This window comes from Bradyrhizobium sp. ma5, assembly GCF_042258955.1.
Lineage (GTDB): Bacteria > Pseudomonadota > Alphaproteobacteria > Rhizobiales > Xanthobacteraceae > Bradyrhizobium.
Map to the genome: position 1 here is coordinate 2,429,909 of NZ_CP170156.1, position 17,193 is coordinate 2,447,101.

Here is a 17,193-nt window from a genome sequence, read left to right on the forward strand (position 1 = left end):
GGGATGTCGTTCAGATGGCTGCAATCAACGAATGTCGGTATCGGTGGTTGCGCCCCGGGATTTGAACCTGTGTCGCCAGCTGGCCCGCGGAGCTTTCGTCGGTCAAGAATCACCTATTGGACCAACGGGGCTTTTGCGTTCTTCCTGAGAAACGTCGCAACGAAATCGCAACGAATTGGGTGAAACGAACGTGAACAAAACGGGGCGGAAACGTTCATCATCTCGATAAAAATCAATAACTTAGAAGATGCTCACTGCGTTCGGGACGCAGGGGTCGCAGGTTCGAATCCTGCCACTCCGACCATTCTTCCAAGCACTTATAGTTTCTGTGTTTTTTGTGCGCAACGAAATGCGCATCGATTTGCGGCGCGGCAGCCATGTCCGTCGATTCGATTCGACGCCGGTCGGAACCTGACACGCGACGCTTGTTGGGCGCGAGGGTAAAGGCGCCTGACGTGATGTTGCGTAGCACGTCACCAAGCACCAGAAGGCCTCCCGCCGGATCTCTCAGCCGATCCTGGCCGACATCAAAGCACGAATAGCCTGCGGCGAGTAGTGCTCAACGTGCCGTCGCAAATGCTGACATTGCGCTTCTCAGGGGTTGCCGACCTCGAAGGCCAGCAGAACGTTGCCGGGCAGGCCGCCCCATTGCGCGTAGCCGGAATTGACATACAGCATGCCGTCGACGACGACCGCGCCGGGGCCGTCCATGGCGCCGCCGCGGGCCGGAACGCCATTCACCGTGGTGTAGTCGCGCGCGGTGTCGATCTCCCAAAGCAGGCGTGCATCATCGGTGGCGTAGGCGCGCAGGAAGCCGCTCACGCCGCCCGAGAACACGACGCCCGGAATGAGGGTGACCGCGGCGGATAGCGCAGGACTGCACTGGGGACGATCGCCACAGGCAACCGGCGCCACCTGCATCGCGATTTTCCCGGTCGCAAGATCGAGGCCGAACAGGCCGCCGCCTTCGCTTGAATTGAGACGCCTCGAACCGTCCCTCAGGAACCGCACGTCGGAATTGGCGACATAGATTCGGTCCTGGTCCGCGGCGGAGCCCCACTCGGTCCCGCCCAATGGGCCGCCTTGGCCGATCCGCGTTTGCCACAGGATCTTGCCCTCATGGTCGGGATCGAGTGCGTGCACCACGCCGGATTTCTGGCCGATGACCAGCTCGCGTTGTCCGTCATGCAAGGTCACGAGGATCGGCGATTGTCCGAAGTCGTGGTCGGGACCGCGGTCCTGCGGACAGTTGCTCTGGTCGGTGCCGAAGCACGCCACGACGAAGCTGTCCTTCGGCGTGGCCTGCTGATGCCACAGCATTTTGCCGGTCGCGAGATCGAACGCGAGGATGGCATCGCTGGTGTCGGTTGCCGGGTCGGCATAGCTGTTCGACGTCGCGACATAGAGCGCCTGGCGCTGAGCATCGATCGTCGGCGCGGACCAGACCGACGCGCCGGCCGGACCGAACAGTTGAGTCCCGATCGCGTTGGTCCGCGTGGGATGCGGCGCGTCAGCGATGGTGTAGGTCTTCCAGATCTGCGCACCGGTTTCGGCCTTCAGCGCCACGACGCTGCCGCGAAACGTGCAGCATTGGTAGGTCGGCCGTGACCCCGTCGCCTCCTCGATCGATGACACCCCGACATAGACAACGCCGGCATAGAAGGTTGGCGCACCGGTAATCCGCGCGGCCGGATGATCTTCGACCTTGCTTTTCCAGATCAACGCGCCGGTCGTCGCATTCACCGCGTAGACGTTGGCGAGCACATCGCCGAAGACGATGGCGGATTGGCCATTTTCCATCGGGACAAGACTGATGGCCGCCCTGACCGGCGCCTCGGTCGGATACACCCAGCGGGTGCATCCGGATCTGGCGTCGAGGGCATGGACCTTGCGGTCGCCGCCGCCGACGAACAGCACGCCGCCGATGACCGTCGGCTGAGCGTAGGCAGCGGAGGTGCCAGGAAACCCGAACGCCCACTTCAGATGTAGCCGCGGGACCTGGTCTGGCGTGAGGCCGGCCATGGCCGCCGGCTGAAACCGGCTGTTGTTGAGATCCGCGCCCCAGCCGTTCCACCGTGGTCCATCGATCGGCTGCGGGAAACCGGCCTCGCTCTGCGCGCATTGGCCTGCACTGTCGGTCGACGCATGCGAGGCAGCCTTGCCGCTTACGAGCGAGGCGATGGCCGCCCGCTCGTCATTGGTCAGTCCCTGCGCGAAGGACGACATCGCGCCGGTGGTGATCGCACCCAGAACTTCATCGAACGACTTCGATTGCAGTGCGGTGCGGCTCGGCGCGCGAATATCGGTGTTGGTGCTGTCGTGGCACTGCGCACAGCGCTGCGCGTAGAGGGCGGCACCGCCTTGCTGCGCAGTCGCAGGAAGGCACGTCCAGATCAGGACGACGGCAATCGCAGCACTCAGTTTCATCGCGGTTCACCGGCGTTGGCTTTGATGAGATGAGCGACTGAAGCCTAGCACAACCTGCCGGCTTCCATCGCGCGTGGGAGGCCGGCGGCGTGTGCCGGGCAGGGCCGAACCTGATCGCGGCCGGCCGTCCCCAATTGGAGCGCCTGACGGCGTGATCTCCCATTGACAGGCCGCCTGATGTGATAGAATTATAACATAATAAGTTGCAAAAATAACAAGATGTCATCATCGCATCAGTGCTGCGCGCGGCGATGGGAGGAAAAGGGAATTGTCCGGTTCGATCGCGGCAGTGCCTCAGCCGTCGGCGTCGCTTTTGATGGTCGATGGCATCAGCAAGCGCTTTGGCGGCGTGCGCGCGCTGCGCGACGTCAACCTCGCGGTCGTGTCCGGCGAGGTGCACGCGCTGCTGGGCGAGAACGGTGCCGGAAAATCCACGCTGATCAAGATTCTCAGCGGCGTTCATGCCGCTGACAGCGGCACCATCGAGATCGCCGGCAAATCAGCGACGTTCGACAGCCCGGCAAGATCGCGCGAGGCCGGGATCGCCGTCGTCTATCAGGACCTCAGTCTCGTCGAATCCCTGAGCGTCGCCGACAATCTGTTGCTCGGCCGCGAGCCGCGCGCAAGATTCGGCTTCGTCCGGAAGCGCGAACTGATGGCCAGGGCCGAAGCGTTCCTGGGTGAGCTCGGCATTCCCCTCGATACCAAAGCGACGGTCGGCTCGCTGCCGTTCGCCTACCGCCAGATGACGGAGATCGCCAAGGCGTTGATGGGCGAGGTGCGGCTCCTGATCCTCGATGAGCCGACATCCTCGCTGACGTCGGACGAGGTTCGCATCTTGTTCGATGCGATCGGAAAGGCAACGCGCCGCGGTGTCGGCGTGATCTATGTGACCCATCGGCTCAACGAGGTGTTCGAGATCTCGCAGCGTGTTACGGTGCTGCGCGATGGCGCCAATGCCGGCACGTTCGTCACCGCCGATACCGACATGAAGCGGCTGGTGAACGCCATCATCGGAACCGATCGATTGGCGCCGGCAGCGTCGCGTGCCGCGCCCGCGGCGGCGCGTTCGCTCGATTCATCGCCGGTTCTGTCGCTGTCGGGTGTGTCGAATGACCGGCTGTCGGCCGTCGACTTGTCGGTAATGAAGGGGGAGATCCACGGCCTTGCCGGATTGATCGGCAGCGGGCGTACCGAGATTCTGGAGACCATCTTCGGACTTCGGCCGGCGGAAAGCGGCACGCTCGAGATCGAGGGCCGGCCATGGCTGCCGAAGAGCGCGGCGGATGCAATCGATCAGGGCGTCGCACTGGTGCCGGAGGATCGGCACGTGCAAGGCCTGGTCCTCGACCATTCGATCGAACGCAACATCACCTTGCCGCGGATTCCGCATTTCTCGCGCTGGGGCTTCATGCAGCAACGCGCCGCCGCCCGGCGTGCGGACGCAGCGGTCGCGCGGCTTTCCGTGAAGGCGCAAGGCGCTTCCAGCCTGGTCAGGACACTGTCCGGCGGCAACCAGCAGAAGGTCGTGTTCGGAAAATGGAATGATCCGCGACCGCGCGTGCTGCTGCTGGACGAGCCGACGGTCGGCGTCGACGTCGGCGCACGCGAAGAAATCTACGGCGTGATCCGCGATGCCGCCCGCGACGGCAGCGGCGTCCTGATCGTCTCCTCGGATCTCGTCGAATTGATCGAGCTGTGCGACCGCATCTCCGTGATCGTCGACGGACGCGTGGCGCGAACGCTTGCGCGCGGCGACATCGTTGACGCCGAAGAGCTCCATCATCTGCTGCAGATGTACCAGGCCTCTGGACAAGGCGTATTGCAAGAGCTGCCCGCATGACTGAACTCACCGCGCCCAATGTCGTCGCCTCGTCGACCCGATCCGATCGCCGCCGCAAGCTCTTGCAGAACCTGCTGCGCGGCGAGCGGCCCTACATGCTGTACATCGCCTTCGTGGTGTTGCTGGTCGTGTTCAGCCTGTCCTCGCCCTGGTTCCTGTCGGTCGACAATTTCCTGAATATCGGACGCCAGACGACGCTGGTGTCGATCATCGCGGTCGGCATGACCTTCGTGATTATCGCGCGTCAGATCGATCTGTCGGTCGCATCGACATTGGCGCTGTCGGGCATGGCGGCTGCGCTCGCCATGAGCCAGATCAACAACAGCTGGATCGTCGGCGCGATTGCCGGGCTCGGCACCGGCGCATTGGTCGGACTGCTCAACGGCATCCTGACCACGCAGCTTTCGATCCCGTCGTTCCTGGTGACGCTGGGCTCGCTGAGCATGGCGCGGGGGCTGGCGATGATGGTGACCAACACCAAGCCGGTCATCATCACCAACGAGACATACTTTGCGATCTTCGGCGAAGGCACGTTCCTCGGCATTCCAGTTCCTATTGCCTGGACGCTGGTGGCGATGATCGTCGGCATCCTGTTGCTGCACTACAACGTGTTCGGCCGCCGCATCTATGCGGTCGGCGGCAATCCGACCGCGGCGCTCTATTCCGGCATCAACACCAAATGGGTGACGACGGCGGCCTTTGTGCTGACCGGCGCGCTGGCCGGGCTTGCGGCGCTGGTGCTGTCCGCGCGCTCGCATGCCGCGCGGCCCGACGTCGTGCAGGGGATGGAGCTCGACGTCATCGCCGCCGTGATCCTCGGTGGCTGCAGCCTGTTCGGCGGCCGCGGCTACATCCTGGGGACGCTGTTCGGCAGCCTTATCATCGGCACACTCAACAACGGCCTCGTGCTGCTCGGCGTCAGCTCGCCGATGCAGCTCGTCATCAAGGGAGCGATCATCGTCGCCGCGGTCGCCTTCACGAAACGCTAGAGCACGATCCTCGAAAATGTAGGGGCAAGGTCGCCGGCCTCCGGTCAATCGGCGACCAAAAAAGGGAGGAAACAATGAAGTCAATCTTGCGACAAACTCTGCCGCTGACCGCGCTGATCGCGGCGACGGCCATTTCGATTGCCCCCTCGGCGCGCGCCGAAGTGCCAGCGAGCTGCGTCAAGGGCGTCGACCTCGCGACGCTTGGACCGAAATCCATCGTCGGCCAGGGACCGCACGGCGAGAAGGCCGCCTCGCCCGAGGTGCTCGCGCTGTCGGACGCCGACGCCGCCAAGGTCAAGGAGAAGCATTTCAAGGTCGGCATCTCTATGCAGACCGTCAACCTCGATTGGGCGCAGCTGCAGATCCAGGGCATCACCGACACGCTGAAGAAGTATGGCGTGACGGTGACCGGCGTCGCATCCGCCGAATATCAGGTCGACAAGCAGATCGCCGACATCGAGAACACCATCCAGCAGCATCCGGACGGCATCATCTCGATCCCGGTCGATTTCACAGCGACCGCGCCGACCTACAAGAAGGTTGCCAAGGCCGGCATCAAGCTGGTGCTGATGGACAGCATCCCGACCGGCCTCAAGCATCCGGAGGAATATGCCTCGATGATCTCCGCGGACAGCCAGGGCAACGGCCAGATCGCGGCCCAGATCCTGGCCTCCTGTATGCCGCAGGGCGGCACCATCGGCCTCGTCAATTTCGGCGTCGACTATTTCAGCACCAACGAGCGCACCAAGGGTGTCCGCGAGTGGATGCAGAAGAACCGTCCCGACCTCAAGATGAAGCAGGTCGACTTCACCGATCCGCCGAAGGTGTCGCAGATCGCGGGTGACTTCCTCACCGGCAATCCGGACATCAAGGGCCTGTTCGCAGTCTGGGATCAGCCGGCGCTCGACACGCTGAGCTCGATGCGCGCGCAGGGCATCGACATTCCGGTCACGACCGTCGACCTCGGCCTGCAATCTGCGATCGAGATCGCCAAGGGCGGTCCGTTGAAGGCGACCGGCTCGCAGCGCCCCTATGATCAGGGCGTCGCGGAAGCGATGGCGATGATGAACGCGCTGCTCGGCAAGGAAACGCCCGGCTGGATCGGCGTGCAGTCGCTGCCGGTGACGCAGTCGAACGTGCTTGAATCCTACAAGACGGTGTTCAAGAAGGAGCCGCCGCAGGAACTGACCGACGCGTGCAACAAGGCGAAGCCTGCCTGCAACTGAACTTTGGCCTGCGATGCGCGGTTCGCGAGCCCGCGCATCGTGGACGAAGCTGACCCGGGCGTGCCAGCCCCCGCCCGGGTCAGGTTGCGCTGGTGACGTACTCGACGGGAAGGCTGCGGAAGTGCTTGCGCATGTCCGATGACGCCGCGCCGCCGACGATGATCCGCGAGAACGCGCCGATATCGGAGAAGAATGCCGACTTGAGACTGCCGAGCTTGCTCGCGTCGATCACCAGGATGCTCTCCATCGCGGTTTCGATGACGGCCTGCTTGACGGCGACCTCGTGAAAATTCGAGCAGCTCGCGCCGCGGGTCCAGTGCACGCCGCCGGCTGAGATGAAGGCCTTGTTGATCCCGAGCCGGCGCAGATAGGACAGGCCGTCGTCGGACGCAAAGGACTGCGACGAGGGATGATAGAGCCCGCCCATCACCATCACCTGCGTGTTGGGCCGGTGCGTCACGATCGACGCCACGTTCATCGAATAGCAGATCACCGAGAGCGGCAGATCCTCGGGCAGGCAATCCGCCAGCGACTGCATCGTGGTGCCGCAGTCGATGAAGATCGTGTCGCCTTCCTTGATGGACGCGGCGGCAGCCCGACAGGCGAGACGCTTGTCCTGGGTGTGCTGGTCGATCTCCTGCTCGAACGTGTACTTGATGCCGGTCGGAGACGCCGCATTGACGACGTAGCCGCCGAGCAGCGCGAGGGCGGCTTCCGGCCCGGCAAGGTCGCGCCGCACCGTCATTTCGGAAACCTTGAGGAGCTCGGCGGCGTCCTTCAGATGCAGCGCGCCACTCGATTCGACGGCGCGGCGCAGCCTCTGCAGGCGCTGGACGCGTGTCTCGCTTGGTCGTGCGTTGGAAGTTTCAGCCATTTTGATCGCCGAGCTTGCTTATCCGATTGACAATGATCTTACAATGTTGTGAGTTTACCAACGTCGTTTTGTTACAATAATAACATCCAGTCCGGCGGGCTGATCGAGCGTTGGGGACGGCGTCGTTCCTCGGGCGGTCGGCGGACCCAGCGGCAAGGTCAGGGGAGGGTCACATGTTGCGATCGACACATCCAATCTATCTGGCCACCTCGTCGATTCGCTAGGACCGCACGGCGCCGCCATGACGCAAAGCGTCTTCATACAGAATCCGTCCCCGTTGGCCGTGCAATCGCCTTCTCCGGGCGGCGAGCATGTGCATCCGCTGCCGCGCAACAGCGGCCGTGCGCTCGAGATGGATTGGGTCGACGACATCAGGATCAATCTGTCGGCCGCCGAACGGCGTGTTGCGAGCCTGCCGGGTCGGCGCACCGTGAAGAAGGACGCGCAGGCGGCGTGGCTGCTCAAGGCAGTCACCTGCATCGACCTGACGACGCTCAACGGCGACGATACGACCGAACGAGTGAAGCGTCTCTGCGCCAAGGCCAAGGCGCCCGTGCGCGGCGATGTCATGGAGAAGCTCGGCTTTGCCGGGCGCGCCCTGCATACCGGTGCTGTCTGTGTCTACCATCGGTTCGTCGGTGCGGCTGTCGAAGCGCTCGACGGATCCGGCATCCCGGTCGCCGCGGTCTCGACCGGGTTTCCCGCTGGCCTCGTGCCGCATGAGCTGAAGCTGAAGGAGATCGAGGCGTCGGTCCGCGACGGCGCGCAGGAGATCGACATCGTCATCACGCGCGAGCATGTGCTGACCGGCGACTGGCGGGCGCTTTACGCCGAGGTCCAGGATTTCCGCGCGGTCTGCGACAACGCGCATCTGAAGACGATCCTGGCCACGGGTGATCTCAAGACACTGCGCAATGTCGCCAAGGCATCGATGGTCTGCATGATGGCCGGCGCCGACTTCATCAAGACCTCAACCGGCAAGGAGGGCGTGAACGCGACGCTGCCGGTGACGCTGGCGATGCTGCGGATGATCCGCCTCTATCAGGAGCGCACCGGCTACAAGATCGGCTTCAAGCCGGCCGGTGGAATTTCGACGGCAAAGGACGTGCTCACCTATCAGTTCCTGATGAAGGAGGAGCTCGGCCGCGACTGGCTCGAGCCGGATCTGTTCCGCATCGGCGCCTCCAGCCTGCTCGCCGACATCGAGCGGCAGCTCGAGCATCACGTGACTGGCCACTACTCGGCTTTCAACCGCCACCCCGTGGGATGAGACTCCAGCGATGAGCGTCGCAAGCTATTTCGAGACGATGGAGTATGGCCCCGCGCCCGAGGCGGACGGCGAGGCACGCGCCTGGCTGGCGCGGCATGGCGCCACGTTCGGGCATTTCATCGCCGGCAAATTCACAGCGCCGCACGCGGGCAAGCACCTCACGACGTCCGAGCCCGCCACCGGTAAAACGCTGGCGCGCATCGCGCAGGGCGACGCTACCGATGTCGAGGCGGCGGTCGGCGCCGCGCGCATCGCGCAGGCAGCCTGGGCAAAGCTCGGCGGTCACGGCCGCGCGCGTCATCTCTACGCGTTGGCGCGCATGCTGCAGCGTCACGCCCGGCTGTTCGCCGTGCTGGAGGCGATCGACAACGGCAAGCCGATCCGGGAAACCCGCGATCTCGACGTGCCGCTCGCCGCGCGCCATTTCCTCTATCACGCGGGCTGGGCGCAGTTGCGGGACCGCGAATTCGCCGATCAGGTGCCGATCGGCGTGATCGGCCAGATCATTCCGTGGAATTTCCCGCTGCTGATGCTGGCCTGGAAAATCGCGCCGGCGCTCGCCGCGGGCAATACGGTGGTGCTGAAGCCGGCCGAGTTCACCTCGCTCACCGCGCTGCTGTTCGCCGAACTGTCGGCTGAGGCCGGCCTGCCGCCGGGCGTGCTGAACGTCGTCACCGGCGATGGCGCAACCGGTGCACTGCTGGTCGAAAGTCCCGGCGTCGACAAGATCGCCTTCACTGGGTCGACCGAGGTCGGACGGTTGATCCGCCAGACGACTGCAGGCACCGGCAAGTCGCTGACGCTGGAGCTCGGCGGCAAGTCGCCGTTCATCGTGTTCGACGATGCCGACATCGATGGCGCGGTGGAAGGCGTGGTCGATGCGATCTGGTTCAATCAGGGCCAGGTCTGCTGCGCCGGCTCGCGGCTGCTGCTGCAGGAGGGCGTTGCGGAGACCTTCCGCAGGCGGTTGATCCGCCGCATGGAGACGCTGCGCGTCGGCATGCCGCTCGACAAAGCGATCGACATGGGCGCGGTGGTCGCGCCGGTGCAGCTCGAGCGGATCAAGGCGCTGGTCGAGACCGGGGTGAAGGAGGGCGCCGAGAAATATCAGGCGTCCGGTGCGCTGCCGTCGGAAGGATGCTTCTATCCGCCGACCCTGCTCTGGAACGTGCATCCGTCCTCGACGGTTGCGACCGAAGAGATATTCGGCCCGGTCCTGGTGGCGACGACATTCCGCACGCCGGACGAGGCCGTGATGCTCGCCAACAACACGCGCTACGGCCTTGCCGCCAGCGTGTGGAGTGAGACGATCGGATTGGCGCTCGACATCGCGCCGAAACTCCTGGCCGGCGTGGTCTGGGTCAATGCGACCAATCTGTTCGACGCCAGTGTCGGCTTCGGCGGCTATCGCGAGTCCGGCTTCGGCCGCGAGGGCGGCCGCGAAGGCATGTATGAGTATCTCAAGCCGAAGGCCTGGAGCGGGCGCAAGGCCAGGGCCAAGGCAGCGCCGCTGCCGACGGCGTCCGGCGCCAGCGCCGGTTTCGACGTGCCGCCGATCGATCGAACGGCAAAACTGTTCGTCGGCGGCAAGCAGGTGCGCCCGGACGGCAACTATTCACGCGCAGTGCTCTCGCCGAAGGGCCGCCGTCTCGGCGAGGCCGGCGAGGGCAATCGCAAGGATATCCGCAATGCGGTGGCGGCGGCGCGCTCCGCCGAGGGCTGGGCGCGGGCGACGGCGCATAATCGCGCCCAGATCCTCTACTACCTTGCCGAAAACCTTTCCGCGCGCGGCGACGAGTTCGCCCGGCGGATCGCCGACATGACCGGCGTCTCGGCAGCAAAGGCGCGCAACGAGGTCGATGCCAGCGTCGAGCGACTGTTCAGCTATGGCGCTTGGGCGGACAAATTCGAGGGATCCATCCATGCGCCGCCGCTGCGTGGCGTGGCGCTGGCGATGCACGAGCCGATCGGCGTGGTCGGTGTCGCCTGTCCCGACGAGGCGCCGCTGCTCGGCTTCATCAGTCTGGTCGCGCCGCTGGTTGCGATGGGCAACCGGGTCGTCGCGGTGCCGAGCGAGCGGCATCCGCTCGCCGCGACCGACTTCTACCAAGTGCTCGAGACCTCGGACGTGCCGGGCGGCGTGGTCAACATCGTCACCGGCGATCGCGACGAACTGGTCAAGGTGCTTGCCGAGCATGACGATGTCGATGCGCTTTGGGCGTTCGGGTCGCAGGACGCCTCGACGGCGGCCGAACGGTACTCGATCGGCAATCTCAAGCGGACGCTGGTCGATCATGGCCTGGCGCTCGACTGGTACGACAAGGCCGCGAGCGAGGGCCCGATCCTGCTCCGCCATGCCGTGCAGGTGAAGAACATCTGGATTCCTTATGGCGACTAGGGATGTCACCTTGCGGTGATATCGATCGGGGTCCGGACCGTCAGAGTTCGGCTAGTTTGACGACAAGGGAGGGACGCAACATGCTCAAGGGCATCAATCCACTGCTCAATGCCGACGTGCTCTACGCCCTGCGGGCGATGGGGCACGGCGATCGCCTGGTGGTGTGCGACACCAATTTTCCGGCCGACTCGATCGCACGCCAGAGCGTGCTTGGCGAGTTGCTGCGCATCGACAATGTGAGTGCTGCCAAGGCGGTCGAGGCCGTTCTCTCGGTGATGCCGCTCGATACGTTTGTCGACGATGCCGCGATCCGCATGGAGATCGTCGGCCAGGCTCAGGAAGTGCCGCCGGTGCAGCGCGAGGTGCAGGCCGCGATCGACCGCGCCGAGGGAAGATCCTGGCCGCTGGTCGGCGTCGAGCGCCATGCCTTCTACGAGAAGGCCAAGGCGGCCTATTGCGTGATCGCGACCGGCGAGCGGCGCTTCTACGGCTGCTTCCTGTTCAGCAAGGGCGTCATCGCGCCGGACGGGGAGTGACGACATGAGCAAGAATGGCGTCGCCGTCCTCGGCGTCTTCGTCGTCGACCTGGCGTTCCGCGCCGGCAACATGCCGGCGATCGGCGAAACCATCGCCGGCTCGGGATTCGCCATGGGGCCCGGCGGCAAGGGATCCAACCAGGCCGTCGCCGCCGCACGGGCCGGCGCCAGCGTGAGTTTCATCTCGCGGATTGGCAACGACGCCTTCGGCGAGCTTGCAATCAAGACCTGGGAGGCCGAAGGAATCCGGCCGCGCGTCGCCAGGACGGCGGACGCGCCGACCGGAGCAGCGTTCATCTACGTCCACGAGACGCGCGGCGATAACGCGATCATCGTGGTGCCGGGCGCAGCGGGCGGGATCGGCCCGGCCGATGTCGATGCGGTGGCGGACGCGATTCGCGACTCCAGCGTGTTCGTGACGCAGCTCGAGCAGCCCGTCGATGCGGCGCGGCGCGGGCTCGAGATCGCGCGCGCCGCCGGCAGCATCACGGTGTTCAATCCGGCGCCGGCGATCAAGTTCGACTCTGGCCTGTTTGCGTTCTGCGATTATGTCGTCCCCAACGAGACCGAGGCCGAAGCGCTGACCGGGATCGCGGTGAGCGATCTCGCCGGCGCCCGCCGCGCCGGCGATGCCTTGCTGGCGAAAGGCGCAGGCACGGCGCTGATCACGCTCGGCGAGCGCGGCGCTTTATTTCATGCGCGCGATCGCTCGCTGCACGTGCCGCCCTTCGCCGCCGGCAAGGTGGTCGAGACCACCGGCGCGGGCGACGCCTTCGTCGGCGGTTTCGCGGCGGCGCTCGCAGATGGCGCCGACCCGCTCGAGGCTGCGCGGTTCGGTTCGGCCACCGCGGGAATCTCGGTGACGCGACCGGGCACCGCGCCTGCGATGCCGCGGCGCGCGGAGATCGACGCGCTGCTGAAGGGATGATCGCGCGATGATGCGGAACGATCCGATCAAGCATGTCTTCATCTGGCCGGCGGTGCTCGTCGTGCTGGCGATCTCGATCTTTCCGCTGATCTATTCGCTCACCACGAGCTTCCTGAGCTATCGCCTGATCCCGCCGATCCCGCCGCGGGTGGTCTGGCTTGGCAACTATGCGACGCTGTTGCAGGAGCCGCGGTTCTGGAACGCGATCTACACCACGACGCTGATTGCCTTCATCGCCGTCGGGCTGCAATACGCGATTGGTTTCGGTGTCGCGCTGGCACTGAACGCGCGCGTGCCGGGCGAGCGGCTGTTTCGTGTCGCCTTGCTGCTGCCGATGCTGCTCGCGCCCGTCGCAGTCGCGCTGGTCGCGCGCATGATGTTCAACCCGACGATGGGGCCCCTCAACCAGTTCCTGTCGAAGTTCGGCCTGGTCAACCTGCCGTTCCTCACCAACGAACATTGGGCGCTCGCCTGCATCATCGCGGTCGAGGTCTGGCAGTGGACCCCGTTCGTGATCCTGATGATGCTGGCCGGCCTGCAAACGCTGCCCGAAGACGTCTACGAGGCTGCCGAGCTCGAGAATGCGAGCGCTTGGCAGCAGTTCTGGGGCATCACCTTTCCGATGCTGCTGCCGATCTCGGCCGCGATCGTCTTCATCCGCCTGATCGAGAGCTACAAGATCATGGATACGGTGTTCGTGATGACGGGCGGCGGGCCGGGCGTGGACACCGAGACGCTGACGCTATTCGCCTATCAGGAAGGCTTCAAGAAGTTCAATCTTGGCTACACATCGGCGCTCAGCTTCCTGTTCCTGATCGCGATCACGATCATCGGCGTCACCTATCTGGCACTGCTGCGGCCTCATCTGGAGAAGCGCCGATGAGCGGGCAGGGCTTGACCGGACTGTCGCCATGGAGCCGCCGCCTGGTTACGGTCGGCGTGCTCGTCTGGTGTCTGATCACGGTGTTTCCGCTCTATTGGGTGGTCGTGACGGCGTTCAAGACGCCGCCGGGCGTGGTCGGCGGGCCGACCTATCTGCCGTTCATCGACTTCGCGCCGACCTTGCAGCCCTTCATCGATCTCTATCAGGGAATCCGCGGCGAGTTCTTCCACACCTTCCTGAATTCGACCATCGTCGGCCTGTCGGCGGCAGCCATCGCCACCGCGATCGGCGCAATGGCGGCCTACGCCTTGGTGCGGTTCGAGTTCAAAGTCCGCCTTGGTGCGGGGCTCGTGTTCTTCCTGCTCGCGCTCGGCGGCTATCTGTTCTTCAACGCGACGTTCGGATTGACCCGCCCGCAGGCGCTGTTGCTCGCGTTTCCGATCGCGCTGATCGCTGCTGTCGCCGCCAATCGCCTGCCGTTGCCCGGGCCGGTCCTCGGCAATGAGGACATCCTGTTCTGGTTCGTCAGCCAGCGCATGTTCCCGCCGATCGTGACGGCCTTTGCGCTGTATCTGCTCTACAGCGAGATCGGCCGGCTGGGTTTCCAGCTGATCGACAGCTTCGTCGGCCTGACGCTGTGCTACGTCGCCTTCTCGCTGCCGATAGTGGTCTGGCTGATGCGCGACTTCTTCGAGGCGGTGCCGATCGAGGTCGAGGAGGCCGCGATGGTCGACAACGTGCCGAGCTGGCGCATCTTCTTCGGCATCGTGGTGCCGATGTCGATGAACGGGCTGCTGGCGACGTTCATGATCACGCTGGCCTTCGTCTGGAATGAGTTTCTGTTCGCGCTGTTCCTGACTAATTCCAGATGGCAGACGCTGCCTATCCTGGTGGCGGGACAGAACAGCCAGCGCGGCGACGAATGGTGGGCGATCTCGGCTGCGGCGCTCGTCGCAATCGTTCCCATGATGATCATGGCAGGCCTGCTCAGCCGGATGATGCGGTCGGGCCTGCTGCTCGGGGCCATCAAATAGCAAAAAATCTTGTAGGGAGGACTAGACGATGTTGCGACGGACGTTCCTGATGCTGACCACCTCGCTCGCGATGGCCTGCGCCGCGAGTCAGGCGAATGCTGCCTGTAGCCCGGATTACACCGGCGTCACCCTGACGGTGGCGTCGCAGACCGGACCGTATATCGCGTCCGCGCTCAAGCTCGGCGCCGACGAATGGGCCAAGAAGACCTGCGGCAAGGTCAATGTCGTCGAGTTTCCATGGTCCGAGCTCTATCCGAAGATCGCGACATCGCTCACGGCGTCGGACGCGACGTTCGATCTCGTCAGCTTTGCGCCGGCCTGGCTGCCGGATTTCGTCCCCTATCTCAGCGAGATGCCGAAGGAGATGCAGTCCGGCAAGGATTGGGACGATATCGAGCCGGCCTATCGCGAACGCCTGATGGTGTGGGAAGGCAAGATCTACTCGCAATCGATGGACGGCGACGTCCACACCTATACCTACCGCACCGACCTGTTCAGCGATCCCAAGGAGAAGGACGCGTTCAAGGCCAAATACGGCTACGATCTCGCGCCGCCGAAGACCTGGAAGCAGTATCTCGACATCGCGGAGTTCTTCCAGCGGCCCGACAAGGGCCTGTGGGGAACGGCGGAAGCGTTTCGTCGCGGCGGTCAGCAATTCTGGTTCTTCTTCAGCCATGCGGCGGCCTACGCGAACAGTCCGAACTATCCGGGTGCGATGTTCTTCGACCCCGAGACGATGGACGCGCAGATCAACAACCCGGGCTGGGTGAAGGGGCTCGAGGAATACATCCGCGCATCGAAGCTCGGGCCGCCCAACGCGCTGAACTTCTCGTTCGGCGAGGTGAACGCAGCCGTGGCCGGTGGGCAGGTGGCGGAATCGATCGGCTGGGGCGACACCGGTGTGATCGCCGCCGATCCGAAGCAGTCCAAGATTTCGGGCAAGGTCGGCTCGGCGATGCTGCCCGGTTCGGATGAGATCTGGAACGCCAAGACCAAGAAATGGGACAAGTTCCCGAGCGTCATTCCGGGCCCGTTCATGGCCTTCGGCGGCTGGCAGATCGCGGTGCCGAAGGCCGGCAAGAACCAGCAGGCGGCGTGGGACTTCGTCAAGACGCTGACGAGCCCCGAAGTGTCGGGCCAGGCGGCGATCACCGGCGGCAGCGGCGTCAATCCCTATCGCAAATCGCACACCGCCAATCTGCAACTGTGGAGCAAGATCTTCTCGCCGGAAGAGGCCAAGGAATATCTCGGCGCGCAATCGGACTCCATCAACGCCAAGAACGTCGCGCTCGACATGCGTCTGCCCGGCTATTTCTCCTACACCGAGGTGGTGGAGATAGAGCTCGGCAAGGCGCTCGCCGGCCAGACCACGCCGCAAGCGGCGCTCGACGCGATGGCGAAGGAATGGAATCGCCTGACCGACGAGTTCGGCCGGGCCAAGCAGCTCGCCGCCTATCGCGCGGCGATGGGCCTCCCGCCCAAGAACTAGCTTTCCAGTGAGGCGTCCCGGATGATGCGCGAGCGTTATCCGGGGCTTTACCTGCCGTCGAGGGGACGGAAAAGGATTCCATGGCGCACGTCGAGATCGAGAACGTCAGCAAGGCATACGGGCCCTACAAGATCATCGAAGGGCTCGACCTCAACGTGGCCGACGAGGAGTTTGTCGTGCTGGTCGGACCGTCCGGCTGCGGCAAGACCACGACATTGCGCATGATCGCGGGACTGGAGGCCGTCACCGGCGGAACCATCCGCATCGGCAATCGCGACGTCACGCAGTTGCGCCCCGGCTTGCGCAATTGCGCGATGGTGTTTCAGAACTACGCGCTCTATCCGCACATGACGGTCGGCGAAAACATCGGTTACGGCATGAAGGTGCGCGGTGAATCGCGCGCCAGCATCGAGAAGGCCGTCAATGACGTGGCGCGCGTCCTTGACCTCGAGCAATACCTGCAACGCCGGCCCAAGCAGCTTTCCGGTGGGCAGCGCCAGCGCGTGGCGATCGGCCGCGCCATCGTGCGCAGCCCGGATGTGTTTCTGTTCGACGAGCCGTTGTCCAATCTCGACGCCAAGCTCCGCATCGAGATGCGGACCGAGATCAAGGCGCTGCATCGCCGTCTCGCCAAGACGATCGTCTATGTCACGCACGACCAGGTCGAAGCCATGACGATGGCCGATCGCGTCGTGGTGATGAACAAAGGCCGGATCGAGCAGGCGGCCGATCCGATCACGATCTACGAGAAGCCCTCTAATCTCTTCGTCGCGGGTTTCATGGGCGCGCCCAGCATGAACTTCATCGATGGTGAGATCATTGCCAGCGACGGCGCGCTCACCTTCACCGCCCCATCCGGCACGGCTTTGCGCATACCGAAGTCCCGCGAGGCGGCCTACGCAGCAAGCGTCGGCAAGCCCGTGGTGCTCGGCGTGCGGCCCGATCATGTGTTGCGGCAAGGCGCGCCGGCGGGTTCTTCCGTCCGGTTGCTCGTGAAAGACGTGGAGCCGCTGGGGCCGCACACGCTGGTGATCGGGACGGTCGCGGGCTTTGCGTTCACCGCGCAAATGCCGGTTGGCGTCGCCGCGGAGCCGGATCACGTCATCGACGTCGCGCTCGATCTTGAGCGAACGCATTTGTTCGACAAGACGTCAGGGATGGCGATTTCCTGATCTGCTCCGGCGACGGTGGCAGGCTTGCGGGCGCCGGAACCGGGGAAGTGAGGCCAGCGCTCCGGATATGACCCTCGGCGCCGAGTTTGACTGACCTCCAACGAGTGAGCCGGAGCGGGCGTTT

Annotated in this window: 13 protein-coding genes; 11 read left to right on the forward strand and 2 right to left on the reverse strand. The window is 64.5% G+C overall.

Annotation, left to right across the window (positions count from 1 at the left end; translation table 11 throughout):
* Nucleotides 1–594: 594 nt before the first annotated feature.
* Nucleotides 595–2,427, reverse strand: a complete 1,833-nt coding sequence (locus tag ACE103_RS11240; protein ID WP_375779459.1) for a PQQ-binding-like beta-propeller repeat protein — start codon at nucleotides 2,425–2,427, stop codon at nucleotides 595–597.
* A gap of 268 nt (nucleotides 2,428–2,695) precedes the next feature.
* Here ACE103_RS11240 and ACE103_RS11245 point away from each other — a divergent pair, with 268 nt between their 5' ends.
* The 3 genes from ACE103_RS11245 to ACE103_RS11255 all read left to right on the forward strand — a co-directional run bounded on the left by ACE103_RS11245 (nucleotide 2,696) and on the right by ACE103_RS11255 (nucleotide 6,485).
* Complete coding sequence (locus ACE103_RS11245) at nucleotides 2,696–4,270, forward strand: sugar ABC transporter ATP-binding protein (protein ID WP_375779460.1); 1,575 nt, start codon at nucleotides 2,696–2,698, stop codon at nucleotides 4,268–4,270.
* On the forward strand, nucleotides 4,267–5,259 hold the full coding sequence (locus tag ACE103_RS11250) for an ABC transporter permease (RefSeq protein WP_375779461.1): 993 nt from the start codon (nucleotides 4,267–4,269) through the stop codon (nucleotides 5,257–5,259). The genes ACE103_RS11245 and ACE103_RS11250 overlap by 4 nt, the downstream gene beginning before the upstream one ends.
* 74 nt (nucleotides 5,260–5,333) lie before the next feature.
* Nucleotides 5,334–6,485 (forward strand): substrate-binding domain-containing protein, encoded by a 1,152-nt coding sequence (locus ACE103_RS11255; RefSeq protein WP_375779462.1) that lies wholly within the window; start codon nucleotides 5,334–5,336, stop codon nucleotides 6,483–6,485.
* A 79-nt stretch (nucleotides 6,486–6,564) separates the two neighbouring features.
* Here the strand turns inward: ACE103_RS11255 and ACE103_RS11260 are convergent, their stop codons facing one another.
* Nucleotides 6,565–7,359: a DeoR/GlpR family DNA-binding transcription regulator gene (locus ACE103_RS11260; protein WP_375779463.1), complete on the reverse strand. Its 795-nt coding sequence runs from the start codon at nucleotides 7,357–7,359 to the stop codon at nucleotides 6,565–6,567.
* Nucleotides 7,360–7,711: 352 nt separating this feature from the next.
* Between ACE103_RS11260 and deoC the strand changes: the two genes are divergently transcribed.
* From deoC to ACE103_RS11300, 8 genes are all read left to right on the forward strand, one after another.
* Nucleotides 7,712–8,629: a deoxyribose-phosphate aldolase gene (deoC, locus tag ACE103_RS11265; RefSeq protein WP_375781089.1), complete on the forward strand. Its 918-nt coding sequence runs from the start codon at nucleotides 7,712–7,714 to the stop codon at nucleotides 8,627–8,629.
* A gap of 10 nt (nucleotides 8,630–8,639) precedes the next feature.
* A complete protein-coding gene (locus ACE103_RS11270; protein ID WP_375779464.1) occupies nucleotides 8,640–11,027 on the forward strand; it encodes an aldehyde dehydrogenase family protein in 2,388 nt (795 codons plus the stop codon).
* 80 nt (nucleotides 11,028–11,107) lie between these two features.
* Nucleotides 11,108–11,563 (forward strand): RbsD/FucU family protein, encoded by a 456-nt coding sequence (locus tag ACE103_RS11275; protein WP_223969988.1) that lies wholly within the window; start codon nucleotides 11,108–11,110, stop codon nucleotides 11,561–11,563.
* 4 nt (nucleotides 11,564–11,567) lie between these two features.
* Nucleotides 11,568–12,491 carry a ribokinase gene (rbsK, locus tag ACE103_RS11280; RefSeq protein ID WP_375779465.1) on the forward strand — a complete coding sequence of 308 codons (924 nt, stop codon included), beginning with the start codon at nucleotides 11,568–11,570 and terminating at the stop codon, nucleotides 12,489–12,491.
* 7 nt (nucleotides 12,492–12,498) lie between these two features.
* On the forward strand, nucleotides 12,499–13,374 hold the full coding sequence (locus ACE103_RS11285; protein ID WP_375779466.1) for a carbohydrate ABC transporter permease: 876 nt from the start codon (nucleotides 12,499–12,501) through the stop codon (nucleotides 13,372–13,374).
* Nucleotides 13,371–14,408 (forward strand): carbohydrate ABC transporter permease, encoded by a 1,038-nt coding sequence (locus ACE103_RS11290; protein ID WP_375779467.1) that lies wholly within the window; start codon nucleotides 13,371–13,373, stop codon nucleotides 14,406–14,408. The genes ACE103_RS11285 and ACE103_RS11290 overlap by 4 nt, the downstream gene beginning before the upstream one ends.
* A gap of 49 nt (nucleotides 14,409–14,457) precedes the next feature.
* Nucleotides 14,458–15,897: an extracellular solute-binding protein gene (locus tag ACE103_RS11295; RefSeq protein ID WP_375781090.1), complete on the forward strand. Its 1,440-nt coding sequence runs from the start codon at nucleotides 14,458–14,460 to the stop codon at nucleotides 15,895–15,897.
* An 80-nt stretch (nucleotides 15,898–15,977) separates the two neighbouring features.
* The gene (locus tag ACE103_RS11300) at nucleotides 15,978–17,069 is read left to right on the forward strand and encodes an ABC transporter ATP-binding protein (protein ID WP_223969984.1); all 1,092 of its coding nucleotides are present in this window, start codon (nucleotides 15,978–15,980) and stop codon (nucleotides 17,067–17,069) included.
* Nucleotides 17,070–17,193: the final 124 nt, after the last annotated feature.